General features: G+C 59.8%; 12 protein-coding genes and 1 pseudogene. 5 read left to right on the forward strand and 8 right to left on the reverse strand.

Annotated features, from left to right (window positions below; genetic code table 11):
- Nucleotides 1–82 precede the first annotated feature (82 nt).
- Entirely contained in the window at nt 83–1984 is a 1902-nt protein-coding gene (gene htpG, locus FHX06_RS32015) for a molecular chaperone HtpG (RefSeq protein WP_183882369.1), read from the forward strand.
- 142 nt (nt 1985–2126) lie between these two features.
- Here htpG and FHX06_RS32020 read toward each other — a convergent pair whose 3' ends face one another.
- The 3 genes from FHX06_RS32020 to FHX06_RS32030 all read right to left on the reverse strand — a co-directional run bounded on the left by FHX06_RS32020 (nt 2127) and on the right by FHX06_RS32030 (nt 3133).
- Nucleotides 2127–2351, reverse strand: coding sequence for a hypothetical protein (locus FHX06_RS32020; protein WP_183882214.1), 225 nt, complete (start codon nt 2349–2351; stop codon nt 2127–2129).
- Between the two features lie 46 nt (nt 2352–2397).
- A complete protein-coding gene (locus FHX06_RS32025; RefSeq protein WP_183848973.1) occupies nt 2398–2640 on the reverse strand; it encodes a hypothetical protein in 243 nt (80 codons plus the stop codon).
- A gap of 247 nt (nt 2641–2887) precedes the next feature.
- The gene (locus FHX06_RS32030; RefSeq protein WP_183882216.1) at nt 2888–3133 is read right to left on the reverse strand and encodes a hypothetical protein; all 246 of its coding nucleotides are present in this window, start codon (nt 3131–3133) and stop codon (nt 2888–2890) included.
- A 284-nt stretch (nt 3134–3417) separates the two neighbouring features.
- On the opposite strand from FHX06_RS32030, the gene FHX06_RS32035 reads away from it, so the two are divergent.
- Nucleotides 3418–3603 (forward strand): hypothetical protein, encoded by a 186-nt coding sequence (locus FHX06_RS32035; RefSeq protein ID WP_183882218.1) that lies wholly within the window; start codon nt 3418–3420, stop codon nt 3601–3603.
- A gap of 575 nt (nt 3604–4178) precedes the next feature.
- Nucleotides 4179–5315, forward strand: coding sequence for a DNA topoisomerase IB (locus FHX06_RS32040; protein ID WP_183882220.1), 1137 nt, complete (start codon nt 4179–4181; stop codon nt 5313–5315).
- A gap of 801 nt (nt 5316–6116) precedes the next feature.
- On the opposite strand, the gene FHX06_RS32045 is transcribed toward FHX06_RS32040, so the two are convergent.
- Nucleotides 6117–6941 (reverse strand): manganese catalase family protein, encoded by an 825-nt coding sequence (locus FHX06_RS32045; protein ID WP_183882222.1) that lies wholly within the window; start codon nt 6939–6941, stop codon nt 6117–6119.
- Nucleotides 6942–7412: 471 nt separating this feature from the next.
- Between FHX06_RS32045 and FHX06_RS32050 the strand changes: the two genes are divergently transcribed.
- Nucleotides 7413–8030: an alpha/beta hydrolase gene (locus FHX06_RS32050; RefSeq protein ID WP_112543364.1), complete on the forward strand. Its 618-nt coding sequence runs from the start codon at nt 7413–7415 to the stop codon at nt 8028–8030.
- A gap of 139 nt (nt 8031–8169) precedes the next feature.
- Here the strand turns inward: FHX06_RS32050 and FHX06_RS32055 are convergent, their stop codons facing one another.
- Nucleotides 8170–8457 (reverse strand): hypothetical protein, encoded by a 288-nt coding sequence (locus FHX06_RS32055; protein WP_246715728.1) that lies wholly within the window; start codon nt 8455–8457, stop codon nt 8170–8172.
- 569 nt (nt 8458–9026) lie between these two features.
- Nucleotides 9027–9299: a hypothetical protein gene (locus FHX06_RS32060; protein WP_183848987.1), complete on the reverse strand. Its 273-nt coding sequence runs from the start codon at nt 9297–9299 to the stop codon at nt 9027–9029.
- A gap of 460 nt (nt 9300–9759) precedes the next feature.
- On the opposite strand from FHX06_RS32060, the gene malQ reads away from it, so the two are divergent.
- A complete protein-coding gene (gene malQ, locus FHX06_RS32065; protein WP_183882224.1) occupies nt 9760–11589 on the forward strand; it encodes a 4-alpha-glucanotransferase in 1830 nt (609 codons plus the stop codon).
- Between the two features lie 339 nt (nt 11590–11928).
- On the opposite strand, the gene FHX06_RS32070 is transcribed toward malQ, so the two are convergent.
- Complete coding sequence (locus tag FHX06_RS32070; RefSeq protein ID WP_183882226.1) at nt 11929–12945, reverse strand: alpha/beta hydrolase; 1017 nt, start codon at nt 12943–12945, stop codon at nt 11929–11931.
- Nucleotides 12918–14091: pseudogene (locus FHX06_RS32075) on the reverse strand (zinc-dependent alcohol dehydrogenase). Before FHX06_RS32075 ends, FHX06_RS32070 begins: the two are co-directional and overlap by 28 nt.
- Nucleotides 14092–14108: the final 17 nt, after the last annotated feature.

Below are 14108 nucleotides of genomic sequence, written 5' to 3' on the forward strand. Positions count from 1 at the left end.
GCCTGTTGCGCACGGTGAACTAAGTTGTCCGGTCGAATCTGCGTCGGACCGCAGGTGCGACGCAAGAGATGAGGGAAGATCTATGAGAACAGACGAACGTCAGCCTGAACAACATCCATTCGAAGCCGATGTCAGCCGCCTCCTGCACATGATGGTGCACTCGGTCTATTCGGACAAGGACGTTTTCTTACGCGAGTTGATCTCGAATGCTGCCGATGCCTGCGAGAAACTTCGCTACGAGTCGATTTCCCAGCCCAATCTCAGCGCAGACGGCGCGCAGCTGCAAATCCTCGTCAGCCTCGATGAAGACAAGCAGACACTGAGTGTGGAGGACAACGGCATTGGCATGAGCCGAGAGGAGATGATCGATGCGCTGGGCACGATCGCGCGGTCGGGCACCCGCGCCTTCATGGAACGGATCGAGGCCGCGAAAGGCGGGGAAAAGGCCGAGCTGATAGGCCAGTTCGGCGTCGGGTTCTACTCCTCCTTCATGGTTGCCGATCGCGTCGATGTCATTTCCAGGCGGGCCGGCGGTGAGGAGGCATGGAGGTGGTCGTCCGACGGCAAGGGCAGCTACGATATTGTCGGCGTCGATGGTAGTAGTGCTCCGACGAGAGGAACCCGCGTCGTGCTTCACCTGATGGGCGACGCGAAGAAATACACTGCCCGGTGGACGGTGGAGAACATCATCCGCGAGCAGTCCGGCCATGTCCCCGTGCCCATCCGCCTGGTCGAAAAGGAGGGAAGCGATCCGCAGCAGGTCACGGACGGCCTGGCGCTTTGGACAAAGCCCAAGACTGAAATTTCGAAACAGGAATATGACGATTTTTATCGAGGCGTGTCGGGCCAATACGACGAGCCCCTGCACACTGTGCACTTCCGCGCCGAAGGGCGCCAGGATTATACCGCGCTCGCCTTCATCCCGGGCTCGCAGCCTTTCGATCTTTTCGATCCAGACCGCCACGGTCGGATGAAGCTCTACGTCAAGCGGGTTTTCATCACGGACGAGGCCGAGTTGCTGCCGCGCTATCTGCGGTTTGTGCGGGGCATCGTCGACACGGCGGATATGCCGTTGAACATCTCACGTGAGATGATCCAGGAAAGCCCGATTCTCGCCGCGATCAGAAAGGGTGTGACCGGGCGTGTTCTCGCCGCACTGGAGAAGATGGCCGAGAATGACGCCCAGACCTTCAAGACGTTCTGGGACCTGTTCGGCGCGATCATCAAGGAGGGCATCTACGAGGATTTCGAACGGCGCGTCCAGCTGCTCAAGCTCGCGCGCTTTCGCACCACCTTTTCCGGTCAGGAGACACGCAGCCTGGCGGAGTACCTTGCCGACATGAAAGATCGACAGACCGCGATCTACTATATCAGTGGGTCCTCGATTGATCAGCTGAACGCGTCGCCCCAGCTGGAAGGTTTTCGAGCAAAAAATATTGAAGTGCTGCTTCTGACCGATTCAGTCGATAGCTTCTGGCCGACAAACGCCCCTGACTATGAAGGCAAAACCTTCAAATCGATAACTCAAGGTGCAGCCGATCTGGACGGCCTGGACGATGCACTGGATAATCGCGACAACAGTTCCCAGTCGTCCGCGGACGTCGCCGCCTTTATCGATTTTGCGCGAGCCACTCTGGCCGAGGCTGTGGCCGATGTCCGTGTTTCCGCCCGCTTAACGCAAAGCGCGGTCTGCCTGGTTGCCCCTGAACATGGCCCCGATCGGCAGCTCGAAAAGATCCTTCAGGGTGCTGGCAGGCTGCAGACCGCTTCAAAGCCGATCCTGGAGATCAATGCTGGAAACGAACTGGTGCGAGAAATCGCGGCGATGAAGGATCAGGTATTCCGGCAGGATGCCGCATGGCTTTTGCTCGATGAGGCCCGCATCCTCGATGGCGACAGGCCAGTTGATCCCCGAGCCTTTGCCGACAGGCAGGCACGGCTGTTTTCGCTAGCGATGGGACGGCGCTCCAAGGGCGACGACTGAGACAAGGATTAGCGCTCGCCAGGAGGCTCCGCTGCGCTGTTGCTACGCTAGCGCTACGTCCTGCGACCAGTGTATCCTCTTGCGGGTTGTCGTCGTGGTCAATGCGAACCGGGACGCGCTTGCGACGCGGATCAACGGAGAACTAGAATTGCCTTTCGGCGGCGGACGCCTCGACCTGTGCGCTGACACGTTCGTCGTTCATCAAGCTGCCTCTCAGCATGGCCTGCGTGATCTTTCCGCTCCGATAGGCCTCGATCACTTCCCGGTGGTCCTCTTCGAGCTCAGCGACCGACGCGGGCTCGACAATCCCGAGTTCCGTCATGAAGCTGCGCAGCCAACCGGATTTTTCTGCTTCAAACTTCGACATCAATAGCGTCCTTTCATGATCCCGACACTGGAGGAGCTTTTTCTGCTCAAGTGTCATCAATGACATCCGTCGACGGACGATCTTCGCCGCTAACCTCCTGGGTCTGCCACGCGCCGGTTTCATCCTGAAAGGTGATTTCGGTTGATTCCCCGCTGAGGCGCTGCCGGCTCGCTGCTGCGCGCGCCGCCTGCAGAGCCTCTTCGTGAGACACGAAGGTCTCCGACCAGACGTCCTCCATCCGATAAGCAAATCCCTCATCGTGTTCTGCGACATGATAGATCACGGCCATTGCATTCTCCCTTTCTCCTGGCGACAACGATCGGAGAGAAAGGGAGTTCCCCTAAAGCCCGGGCAGCCCGGCAGAAATGAGCTAAAACCCACGTGATCGCGCCAAGGATGACCTTACGACCAGCCCAGCGGCGTGCGGCCACTAGCCTTACGCCCTATGAAGTCCATGACCCCCGTGAGATCCGAGCAGGAGCACGCGGCATTGCCGGGCGGTAGAACCCAACCCTGCTGCCGGCAGACCGGCAAGCCTAGTGCCTTGTCAGAGTGACCTGTTGCGCTTCAACGTCAGTCATCGCGTTTTGATGATCCAGCAAGAAACGCTCGACATCTCCGCCACAAGCTTCCTTGATCTCTGCGACGCTGAAGCCTTCTGCCTTGCCCCTGTCGACCAGATGCTTCGCCTGATCCCGAAAATCCGACTTCTGGTGGTGGAAGCCCGGCGTGCCGATGATTTCCTGAACGCGATCATCCAGCCAGTCGTTTAGAATTGCCATTATCATCTCCCGTCCGATCAATTGCCATTTAGGTCCCGTTGCCCAGGAGGCAAGAAGCCTGTGACAATCCTGTCGAAGCTCGCGCGGACCTGTTCCAGATTCGGGGCTGCAGCCTGAAGGTCATATCGACTTCAGGCCGCGCCCGTCACCATCAGGTAAAAGTCGCACCGCGCGCTCCTCCTATAAGTCCCGCTCAGAACGAAGGCTCTGGTCTTGCGTCCGCTAGCGTACCGCATCCTCTGCGCCAAAAGCGCGTTCAGCCTTCTCTGAAGAAGGAGGCGACCATGCCAGACACTGACATCGTGCGGAGGAGAAACACCATGAATGCAGAGCAGAGGATGGATGTTCTGGAGCGGACGAACCAAGCGGCACGGGAGGCACTTGAAGAAGAGCGTCGACAGCGCGACGCCAAGACCGCCAGACTTCGGCTCGCGCGCATGCAGGCTGCGGCGCAAGCCCGCCAGCTCTGAGAGCAAGCGCTCCCTGCGTTTTCGTGCTTTCAACCAAACACCTCGCAATCAGCTATTGCCCCCGAACTCGCATCGCGCTGCAAAGACCTATGTCGGTTCGATATTGCGTCAGGTTCAGTCGGCCCTGCCAGGACCACTTGGTGCTGGACGGCTTTGTTTGGCCTTGTCTTGCTCGCGGGCTCGGCGTCCGTTCCAACCGTTTGCTTCGCCTTGCGTGCGGTGCCGCTATCAAAGGTGACGAGCTTAACCGCGTTTTGTGGAGCAAGTCGTGCTGCTTGTTGAGATATAGTCTCTCATTGAGAAGGGTCGATTAGTGCCACCCGCCGGTGCCGGAAAGTTATGGTCCGAACAAGAGCGCCTGGGTTCGCATCACCGTGGCGGAGGCGGGTCTTTAGACCGCGGTCTGGTAGGCATCGGGGTAATCGTCAAGAAGCGTGATCTGCCGTCTCACCGCCTCACGAAGACGTAAAAACTTCGGATGCCATCCCACCGTTTAGAAGTGTCAGCCGAAGCGAATCGCACCGGGGTGCGTTGTCCCTGAGGGAACCGAATTACTGTCTCCAAGTTACCGGCAGATGAACCACATCGTCACCGGCTTCGCTACCATGGGCGCGGAGGCCAAGCTTGCCTCTGGCCTCGTCTACGTCCCCGGTCTTGAAACGGGCATCACCCGGGACAAGCGGGGGGATGGCTTCGACTATTACAGGCCGGACGGTAGGCGCATCACAGAACCGTCAGAGATCGAGCGGCTCAACGCCCTCGCGATTCCGCCCGCCTATGAGAATGTCATCATATCCACCAACCCATTTTCCCACCTGCAGGCTGTCGGAACCGATGCCCGCGGAAGGCGGCAGTATCGCTATCATCCCGAATGGCATGCGGAGCGGGGCAAAGCAAAGTTTGATCGCCTCGGCGAGTTTGCCCGCCGGCTTCCCGACCTGCGCGAGAGGGTCGATAGCGATCTTCGTTTACGCGGCTTTACCATGGACAAGGCACTAGCAACGGTCGTCTGGATGCTTGACAATCTTTACATTCGAATTGGCAACGCGGCCTACGCCAAGACGAACAAATCCTATGGACTGACCACGCTTCGCAGTCGTCACGTCGTCGTCGAGAAGGGTAGCGTCAGGTTCCGCTTCAAAGGCAAATCAGGCAAGGAGTGGAACCTCTCGCACAGCGACCGCCGGATCGCCAATGTGGTGCGCAAACTTCAGGAACTGCCGGGGCAAAACCTATTCCAGTATATTTGCGAGGACGGTGCATGCCGCCAGGTTACGTCGCATGATGTGAACTGCTATATCAAGGACATTACGGGAGAGGATTTCAGTTCGAGACAATTCCGAACCTGGGGTGCCACCTGCTTGGCGGTTGAGGCGCTTGCGTCGATCAAGGCGGCGTCCACCAAGCGCGAGCTCTCCCGTCAGCTGAACCAAGCTATAGACGGGGTCGCCGCAACACTCGTCAACACGCGATCCGTCTGCCGCTCGTCCTACATCCATCCCGCGGTTTTCGAGGACTTCGAGGCCGGGTCGTTGAGCAATGTCCTCAAGCTGAGGACGCGGAGTACTCGGCTTCTTGATTGGATGGACTTGGACGAAATCAGAGTGCTGAAATGGCTAGGCAAGCGTTCAGCTGTTCCGTGCCAAACGAGCCTGCTTCCGGACATGTCCATGGTGACGGCGGAGGGTACGAACGATCCAGGATCAAGTTGACGACCACGGACTTGGGGGTTGAGCGGCATCACGGAGCGGATCGATCCGGTGGAAGAGCGCCGGCCAGGCGGATGACGGTTGTTCGCAAGTGGTTCCGTGCTGCCTGTTCCCAGCGCAGGGGCGCGACCTCGAACGATGCGGAGATGCGAAGGCGCAAGCACGGCGAACGGATCGTTGAGAGTAATTCCCTCAGGTTCATTATAGCACATGATCTGGTCGGGTCCGCGAGCGACCTTAACTGGCGTCGACATGAGGGCGGCCATCGCTCCGAATCCAGGACGGGGTAGTTCCGCCCCGAACCACCCCGCCTCTTGGGCGTCGCCCCCCGGCGCTGCGCCCCTCCCTCACTGGAACACGAAGGTTGATCAATTCTCGCCTGAAATCAACAGGCAGAGGTGAGCTTGTACGCAAGCGTACCGAAACTGCCACCCCGCGGCCGGACTGGTGGCGCAGGCAACGAGCAAACGCCGCGGACTGGCAGCCGGTTTACCAGAAAACCTCAAAGGCCATATGCGACACCTGTTTGGAACAACCGGCGGCGATTTCGTCGAACACAAATCGTCCACGAGACGTGGAAGCTGACAATACGTAAGGAAGCATATGACGAGCACCTAGATTTGCCGCCCCTCCTCAGCAGCGACGCTGGTGCTCCTTCACCCCAGTTGCTGGGCGGGCCTGGTCCCCTCTGTCTTGATGCCGACGGGCTATGGCTGGAGGCCGTGATTGAATGGTAGACGGAGAAGACAAGGGCGACCACCCGCCCTGTAGCTAGGTATGGCGGGCTGAAGCCCGCCATTAACGTTACATCTGTTCGCTTTGGGCGCCGCTATTGGGGAGGGCTGGGCCGAGCGCCGGTTCAGGACCAAGCGGCTTCATCAGGGCGCTCACGAACTCGCCCTTGCCATCGACGGAAGGTCCCTGCGACCACCGGCCTGCAGCGGGTGCGCTGCCGTCTTGATGGAATCCGAGATAAGCGTAGCTGAATTCCTGGTTTTCCTGCTCCTGGGGGAAGCTGTTGGGGATTGGAAAGACGCCCGTGGATCCGCCGAGCTCCTCGAGGGCTGCCAGCCACTGGTTCTGGTGCATCGTGTCGCGGGCGATCAGGTAGGACAGCATCTCCTTCATGCCGCGGTCGTTGGTCAGGTTGTAAAGTCGCGTTGCCAGTACGCGGCCGGTCGACTCCGCAGCGACGTTGGCGGTCATGTCTGCGGCGATGTTGCCGCTCGCGTAAATGTGGGACATGTTGAACGGAACACCGTCAGAGTCCACCGGCATTGCCGACAGACCGGCAGACAGCAGGTTCTTCAAATTGATGCCACCGAGGACGGCGCTTGCGACTGGATCGGCAGCCACTTCGTCCTTGACCGAAACCGGAGCACCTTCAAGGTTGAGAGCAACCGCCGTCGCAAGCATCTCGATATGGCCCAGCTCTTCTGTGGCGGTGTTCATGAGAAGATCGCGAAACTTCGGATTGCCGCGCGCGCCACAGGCCTGGAAGAAATATTGCATGGCGACCCGGATTTCGCCCTCGACGCCGCCGATTGCCTGCTGCAACGCGCGGGCAAACTGCGGGTCAGGCGTTTCAACACGCACGGGAAATTGAAGCTTGTTGTCTGTATAGAACATTGACTTCTCCTTGGGTTGGCAAGGCCTGCTAACCATCCCATCACGCGATTGTTCCCGCCAGGATTGGAGCTTTCGCCGGCAATTCGGTGGCCCTTTCGCGATGGAGGCGATCTCAATAGCGAGGCACCGCCAGCGCTCCTGCCGCATGTGGAGATCTGCCCGAAGTGAAGGAACGCCGGCGAAGGACGCTTCCGGCGCAATTTGATCCGGCGTCGACCGCGTTTGCAGCGAGTATCTGCTTGGGCCGACGCTTTACCTGAAGAGCGGAGCGAAAAGCGGTCGGGACGGAGGGTCTGTCGCCCAGCGTACGCAGCAACACCGGGTGCTTGCGGCCAACGCGGTAGAGACACATTTACGGGCGTGCCCGAAAAGAAGCAGTTGGCATGGCCGCTGCAAAGTGGCGTTCTCACTCGGCTTCGTGTGTTGCGCCACGGCCGCCCCACCTTCCAATCGCAATATCTCAAGGATCCCATGACTTCGCGCGATAGTCTCGTCATTTTCTTCCATGGTATTGGTGCGTCAGGGGCTCAGATGATGCCGCTTGCCTCATCCTGGCGCTCGTCGCTTCCAAACGCGCGTTTCGTTGCTCTCGACGCGCCCTTTCCCCACCCGCGTGGCCATCAATGGTTCAACGTCGACGCTTATCAGCTCCAGCCCGAACGGATCGAGGCTGTGCGGGCCGCCTTTGATACAGTCGTTGGCGAGATCATCGACAGAGAAGGATTTCGCAACGCTCACTTTCGCGTCGCATTCGTTGGCGTGTCGCAAGGCGCGATCGTCGCCCTCGACGCGGTTGCCAGTGGCCGCTGGACCATTGGCGCGCTCGTTTCGTTCTCGGGTCTTCTGCCGCCCACGCCCGTCTCTTCCAAGAGCAACGAGACGCCGATTCTCCTGGTTCACGGAGAGGCCGACCAGACGATACCGGCTTTTGCCTCGACGATGGCTGCAGCCCGTCTCGGAGCCGCCGGATTTAAGGTCGAGCTCGAGGTAGAGGAGGGTGTCGGACATACGATTTCCACGCGGGGAGCTGCAAAAGCGTTAGGCTTTCTTCACAAGTTACTCCTCCCTGTGGGAGCTGAAAAGCGTTAGCCTCTTCCCGAGCTTTGTGAATGCCCACACGCGCAGCAATTTTTCGTCCGTGCCAAAGGCGTCTGTGGCATGAGCACCTTCTCGCTCTACCGTCGGCCCGCGCCTAATCAGCGGGCGAGATTACGCAGCCGACGTGCTCTCAACGCGTAGTGCGCGGTATGACGCAGTTGGTGAGCAGCTCATGACGGGTCGCGAAGGCGCCAAACAGGCGGAGGAGGTCACGTGTTTGTTTGTCGTCGAGCTTGTGGTCGCTTGCAAAACGCTTGACGTCCAACACCTCGTTGGCCCGACCTGCGACAATGGTCCCGGGATGGAAATGGGTACTCATTTTGATATGCTCTCCGCATTGCGGCATGAAAACGCGGAAGACGACAAATCGTTCCGGCCGGAATGCCGCCAGTCTTCCTAGATCCGTGACGGCCGTCAAAGGTGAGGGTTCCTCCGGGGTCCGAGATGGGCGGACGTGACAGTGCGATTGCCCCGATTGCCATTGGCCAAACGGAGCAGCACTTGCCAGCCTGCGACGATGCGGCGAGCCTTGCCGTCGCCCGACCGCCGTGCGGTCGAATGAAAGGCAGGGATGTCCGCTGAAAGGCCGTACGATATTTGCCGGCGCCGAAGCCTCCGCTGCGCTTCCTTAGCCCATGACGCCGGTCGCACCGCCAGCCGCTTCCACTATCCTGCCGACATCATTGTCCATTGATAGCTTGCCACCGGTTTGGTCGCATTACCGCGAAGTCGATTGTAGCAAAAACCATGTGCCCGATCGACAGTCATTGCTTTCGCGCCGAAACGGCACGGCGGTAGATCGAACGGGTTTTCGGGCGGCTGCGCAAGCGGCAGACGGCCGGTAGTCGCGCTTCTTGCGCGCGCTGCCGAGCGCGCCGCCCGCCTTGCCTGTCCGTCCCGCGGATTGCGAGCTCCCGGAGACAGGCACTCTGAGGAGGTTGTCGCAAGCTCGGGCGTGATCGCAGCCGCGCGACGCCGACACGAACATTATTGGGCGTCTTGGTGGCCCGGTAACGCTCCGGGCTGTGCGGGCGCAGCAGGAAGTGCCTTGTCCGTGCCTTGACGATCAGGCGGTACGATGGGCGCGGTCGGCGCCCTGGAGACATAGAGCCCGCCAATCACGGCCAGAATCGCAATCAGGAAGGCCCCGATCATCGCGCCGACCGATCGTCGTGGATCCTGCCTGATCATGCCGAAGGCCAAGGCAAGCCCGAGCAAGGCTGCGCCTCCTGCCACGACGAAAAGCCAGATATAGTTCATGTCCACCCTCCAGTTGTTACCGGCTCAAAACCTGGTTGAGGCCGGCTTGTTCCAGAGCGTGCGTTAATCAGGATCAACGGCTGCGTCCCAACCGACCGAGAAGCGAAGTACTCGCGGCAGTAACACCCGATCGACACGGAACGAATTTGCTCGCCCGAAGTTGACCTGCGAGCCAATAACGGAGTGCCACGATGGTTGAACATCAGCTGCCGAGCCGCCAAGCGCCAGAACGGCCCGAAGGACCTCAGACGCAATATGCCGAAGGAGGCCATCCCGACTATCAAGCGGTCCCCGATGTCGCAATTGCGCAAGATCGCAGACAATCGTCACTGCCTGACTACACGCTTTTGATGAAACAAGCCCTCGAGGGGCGTGCTTAGGCGTACTGCAAACCGCCGGCCGTTCATGCTTATGCAATTCGGCCTTAACGATAGGCGCATGTACTGACGGGAGGCCCAGCATGAGAGAGGCCGTCACCTCGATCCGACGTCTGGCGAGGCAAAAAGGCATCGAGCTCGTTCGTCCCTCACCCGAGGGGCGTGTAGTGCGGGTCTCTGACGACAATCTGCGCACTATGCTTGTTGCGCTCGGCGAGACTGTCGACGGCATCCCTTCTGGGGAAGATAGCCGGTGTCATGCGCCTGCTGATCTTGTCGAACAACCGGCTTGGGGGCTCAGTCTGCAGCTTTACGAGCTGCGTTCCGGCCGCAATTGGGGCATTGGTGACTTCAAGGATCTTTGGACTGTCTGTGGCATGGCCGGCAGGCTCGGCGCGGATTTTGTTGGCCTTAATCCCCTGCATGCCGGTTTCCTTTACGATGCCGCGCGGTGCAGCCCTTATGAGCCCTCCAATCGCAGGTTTCTCAATCCCCTTTATATCGCCGTGGACGAGGTAGGCGGTTTCGTCAACGACCCTGCCATCGAGGCGCAGCTTTCAGAATTACGCGCGAGATCGCTCGTCGATTATGAAGCCGTGGCACGCCTGAAGCTCGGCGTCCTTCGCACGATTTTTGAAGCGGGTCGAAAAAGCCCTGACGTCGCATTCGAGGAGTTCGTCAGCAAGGGCGGTGAAAGCCTGCGCCTTCACGCCCTGTTCGAGACTTTGTCATCCGCTCAGTCCGCGAGAGGTTCAGGCGCCGGCTGGGGCTCTTGGCCATCGGAATATCGATCGCCCCACACCGGTGCCGTCGATGCTTTCGAAAAGGAGCATCATGCTGATATCGAGTTCCACCAATGGCTGCAGTGGCTCGCCCATGTGCAGCTATGCGAGGCCCAGGAATGCTGCCGCAAGGCCAATATGCGGATCGGCCTTTATCTTGATATCGCAGTTGGCGAAGCACTCGACGGATCGGCCACCTGGAGCGAGGAACCCTCCTATGTGGCCGGAGCAGCTGTTGGCAACCCGCCGGAGCCCTTCGCGACGCAGGGGCAGGACTGGAAACTGGCGGCTCTGCACCCCGATAGGATCACGGCCGGTGAACCCACCCCCTTTACCCGCCTGATGAGGGCTTCGATGCGGTATGCTGGCGCCATCAGGATCGATCATGCCGCCGCCTTCGCTAGACTGTATCTCGTTCCCACCAATGCCACCCCGGCAGACGGCGCCTATGTCCGTTATCCCGTCGATGACATGCTGGAACAACTGGCGAACATGTCGCGCCATTACAAATGCTTGGTCATCGGCGAAGACCTCGGCGAGATTGCAAATGGGCTTCGCGAGGACCTCGCCTTGGCCGGCGTCCTTTCCTATCGCATCCTGTCCTACGAGCAGACAGAGGAAGGCTTCGTTCTTCCGGAACACTACCCGCAGCTCGCGCTTGCCTGCGTCTCCACGCACGATCATCAGACTTTCGCCGGATGGTGGAAGGGCGCCGACATCGCTCTTCGACTGGAACATGAGCTTGTGTCGGAAGAAACAACCATTCAACATCAAGACAACCGCGTTAAAGAGCGCAAAAGGGTGCTGAAGGCTTTTTCAGCTTTGGGCCTCCTTGCCTCAGACGCTGGTCCACCGGCCAGCGAGCCGGAAGAGCTCGCCATGGCCGCGCATGAATTCATCGCCATGACGCCCTCGATGCTGGCCTCCGTTCGTCTGGCGGATCTGACGGATGAACCCGCACCGACCAATATTCCTGGCACCGACAGGACTTATCCGAACTGGAGGCCGAAGCTCTCGGTCGATCTCGAGATTCTCGAAAAACATCCGCGCGTTCGACGTGTCGCCGCAATCATGAACCGGTATCGTCCACGCCATGCCAGGAGATACAAGGGCGAGCCTACACCGATTTGATGGCCTCGTATCGTCTCGCGCTCGCCAGTCGAGGAGGGTGGATTGTTGGTGGGATTTGCGCACGCGATACCATCACCTGGCGTGATCGGCCAGCGAGATACCTGAAGGGAATATCGAAGCTTTGCTTCTGGTTGCCCTGCCGGCGCCGTAGCGACCGGACCTTGAAGGCCTCTGTTGTCGTAGGGGGCTCATCAAATGCACGCCACTGCCTTTTCTCCTGCCTCATGACCCTCGCGTTCGGTCCCGCGGGACCCAATTTCCTCGTGCGCTGGAGGCTGTCTCAGGGGGTCTGCGTCGCGATGTTGAGCCGTCCGCCGCCTCAGGCGTGGGATGTCCCGATCAAGGCGGCTCCTCCGCGACCGGCGCAATAATCGTCCGCATCCATTGGCGGGCGAACCTGTTGGTCTTGGCGGCGAGAGCCGTCGGCATTCTATTAAAGCCGTGCACCGCTTCAGGAACCAGGATACAGCGAACATCTCCTCCGGCGCGTCTCCAGCGTCGGAAGACCTCGATACTGTCATCGGCGATGGGATCGAGGCGGCCTGCGATCAGGAGGGCCTGGGGAAGTCCCTCGAAATTGCCCTCGGCCGGTCCGCCTCGCTTTTCCTCGGGCAGTGATGGCGTCAAGCGGCGCAGATTTTCAAGGGCTGAAGGTCCATCGATGAGCAGGCTTTCGGGGGTGCTTTGTCGAAGGCTGGGCGAACCCTTTAGATCGAACGCCCCGCATATAGCATAAAATCCCTTCACGACATGCCCGCAACCGACGGCACGGAGATGGAACAGGGCTTCCATTGCGAGATGAGCACCCGATGATTCACCCGAAAGCACGATATGTGAAACGCCGAAACGAGCAATGTCCGTCGCCAGCCACTGAGTGGCGGCCAGGGTGTCCTCAAGCGTTCTCGCAAGATTATCATCCGTCGCATTGCGGAAATCGATGACGGCAACGGCGGCACCACAGTCGGCGGCGATCTGGCTCGCCAACCGATCCTCCAGCCGCGCATCACCCATCACCCAGGCGCCACCATGGAAATGGACAACAAGCGCGCGCGCCCGACCAGAAGGATGGGTAACACGGATGGACAGCGGGCGGTCCGGCATTGTGAGAACTGACACCTGCGAGCGCAGGCGCCTGACGTCAGGGGTCAGTGCATGCCAGGTTCTCGTCGCAATCTGAACGAGGCGCGCATTCCAGCGGCGGCCGGTTTTGAACCGGGGCATCCACGACAGAAGCCGGTTGAAGCGGCGCGCCTGTCGCAGATCCTCTTGCGATAGGTCGAAGGGGCAGGCCGCTCTACTCGTGGCCGCATCATCAGCGACGGCCGAGCCTATGGCGTCATCACGACCTTTATGCATTTGTCCTTCTTGTCTCGGAACGTCTCATAGAGCGCCGGCCCCTCTTCAAGGGTCGCGCGATGAGTGATGATGAAACTCGGATCGATTTCGCCCTCTTCGATCCGGCGAAGCAGGTCAAGGGCGTAGCGATTGACGTGCGTCTGGCCCGTCCGGATCGTCAGTCCCTTGTTCATCGCGGCACCAAACGGGATCTTGTCAAGCAGGCCGCCGTATACGCCCGGCACCGAGACAATACCACCGGGCCGGCATGCCATGATGGCGGTTCGCAGCACATGAGGGCGGTCGGTCCCAAGTAATGTGGCAGCCTTGACCTTGTCGATGACGGCATCGAACGACGCCGTGGCATGCGATTCTGCGCCCACTGCATCGATGCATTTGTCGGCGCCGTGGCCAGCTGTCATTTCCTTGAGAAGTTCGGGTATCGTATCGTCGATTTCGTCGAAATTGATCGTCTCGGCCCGCCTGCCGAGCAAGGGCGAGCCGCTCCGGCACATTGTCGATTGCGATGACCCTCGCGGCGCCCTGCATCAAAGCGCTTTTGATGCAGAACTGACCGACCGGGCCGCATCCCCAGATGGCCACGATATCGGTCGGCTCGATCTCGCAGTTGGCTGCGGCCATCCAGCCCGTGGGGAATATATCGCCAAGGAACAATGCCTGTTCATCGCTCATTCCATTGGGGATGACGATCGGAGAAACGTCAGCGTAGGGAACGCGCACGTATTCGGCTTGTCCACCCGCGTAGGCGCCGGTTAGGTGGGAGTATCCGAACAGGCCTGCCGTGGGATAACCAAAGGCTTTCGTGGCATTTTCGGCATTGCGATTGGTGCGCTCACAGACCGACCAGTTGCCCTTTAGACACTGCTGGCATTCGCCGCAGCATATGGTGAAGGGCACGACGACGCGGTCGCCGACCTTCAGCTTCTTGTTGTCGGCGCCAACCGCCACGACCTCGCCCATGAATTCATGCCCGAGAACGTCACCTTTCTCCATGAAGGGAATATAGCCGTCCATTAGATGAAGGTCGGATCCGCAGATGGCGCATGCTGTCATCCTGATGATCGCATCTCGTCCATCCTCTATCACCGGATCCGGCACCTCGTCGCAGCGGATGTCGCCCTTGCCGTGCCAGCACAATGCTTTCATGGTCTTGTTTCCCTATA

The organism is Rhizobium sp. BK512, from assembly GCF_014194915.1.
Classification (GTDB): domain Bacteria; phylum Pseudomonadota; class Alphaproteobacteria; order Rhizobiales; family Rhizobiaceae; genus Rhizobium.

What these genes read in the sequence shown, in the direction of transcription:
- htpG (WP_183882369.1), top strand. Translation starts at nt 83, where the DNA reads ATGAGAACAGACGAACGTCAGCCTGAACAACATCCATTCGAAGCCGAT.
- FHX06_RS32020 (WP_183882214.1), bottom strand. Translation starts at nt 2,351, where the DNA reads ATGTCGAAGTTTGAAGCAGAAAAATCCGGTTGGCTGCGCAGCTTCATG.
- FHX06_RS32025 (WP_183848973.1), bottom strand. Translation starts at nt 2,640, where the DNA reads ATGGCCGTGATCTATCATGTCGCAGAACACGATGAGGGATTTGCTTAT.
- FHX06_RS32030 (WP_183882216.1), bottom strand. Translation starts at nt 3,133, where the DNA reads ATGGCAATTCTAAACGACTGGCTGGATGATCGCGTTCAGGAAATCATC.
- FHX06_RS32035 (WP_183882218.1), top strand. Translation starts at nt 3,418, where the DNA reads ATGCCAGACACTGACATCGTGCGGAGGAGAAACACCATGAATGCAGAG.
- FHX06_RS32040 (WP_183882220.1), top strand. Translation starts at nt 4,179, where the DNA reads ATGAACCACATCGTCACCGGCTTCGCTACCATGGGCGCGGAGGCCAAG.
- FHX06_RS32045 (WP_183882222.1), bottom strand. Translation starts at nt 6,941, where the DNA reads ATGTTCTATACAGACAACAAGCTTCAATTTCCCGTGCGTGTTGAAACG.
- FHX06_RS32050 (WP_112543364.1), top strand. Translation starts at nt 7,413, where the DNA reads ATGACTTCGCGCGATAGTCTCGTCATTTTCTTCCATGGTATTGGTGCG.
- FHX06_RS32060 (WP_183848987.1), bottom strand. Translation starts at nt 9,299, where the DNA reads ATGAACTATATCTGGCTTTTCGTCGTGGCAGGAGGCGCAGCCTTGCTC.
- malQ (WP_183882224.1), top strand. Translation starts at nt 9,760, where the DNA reads ATGAGAGAGGCCGTCACCTCGATCCGACGTCTGGCGAGGCAAAAAGGC.
- FHX06_RS32070 (WP_183882226.1), bottom strand. Translation starts at nt 12,945, where the DNA reads ATGCATAAAGGTCGTGATGACGCCATAGGCTCGGCCGTCGCTGATGAT.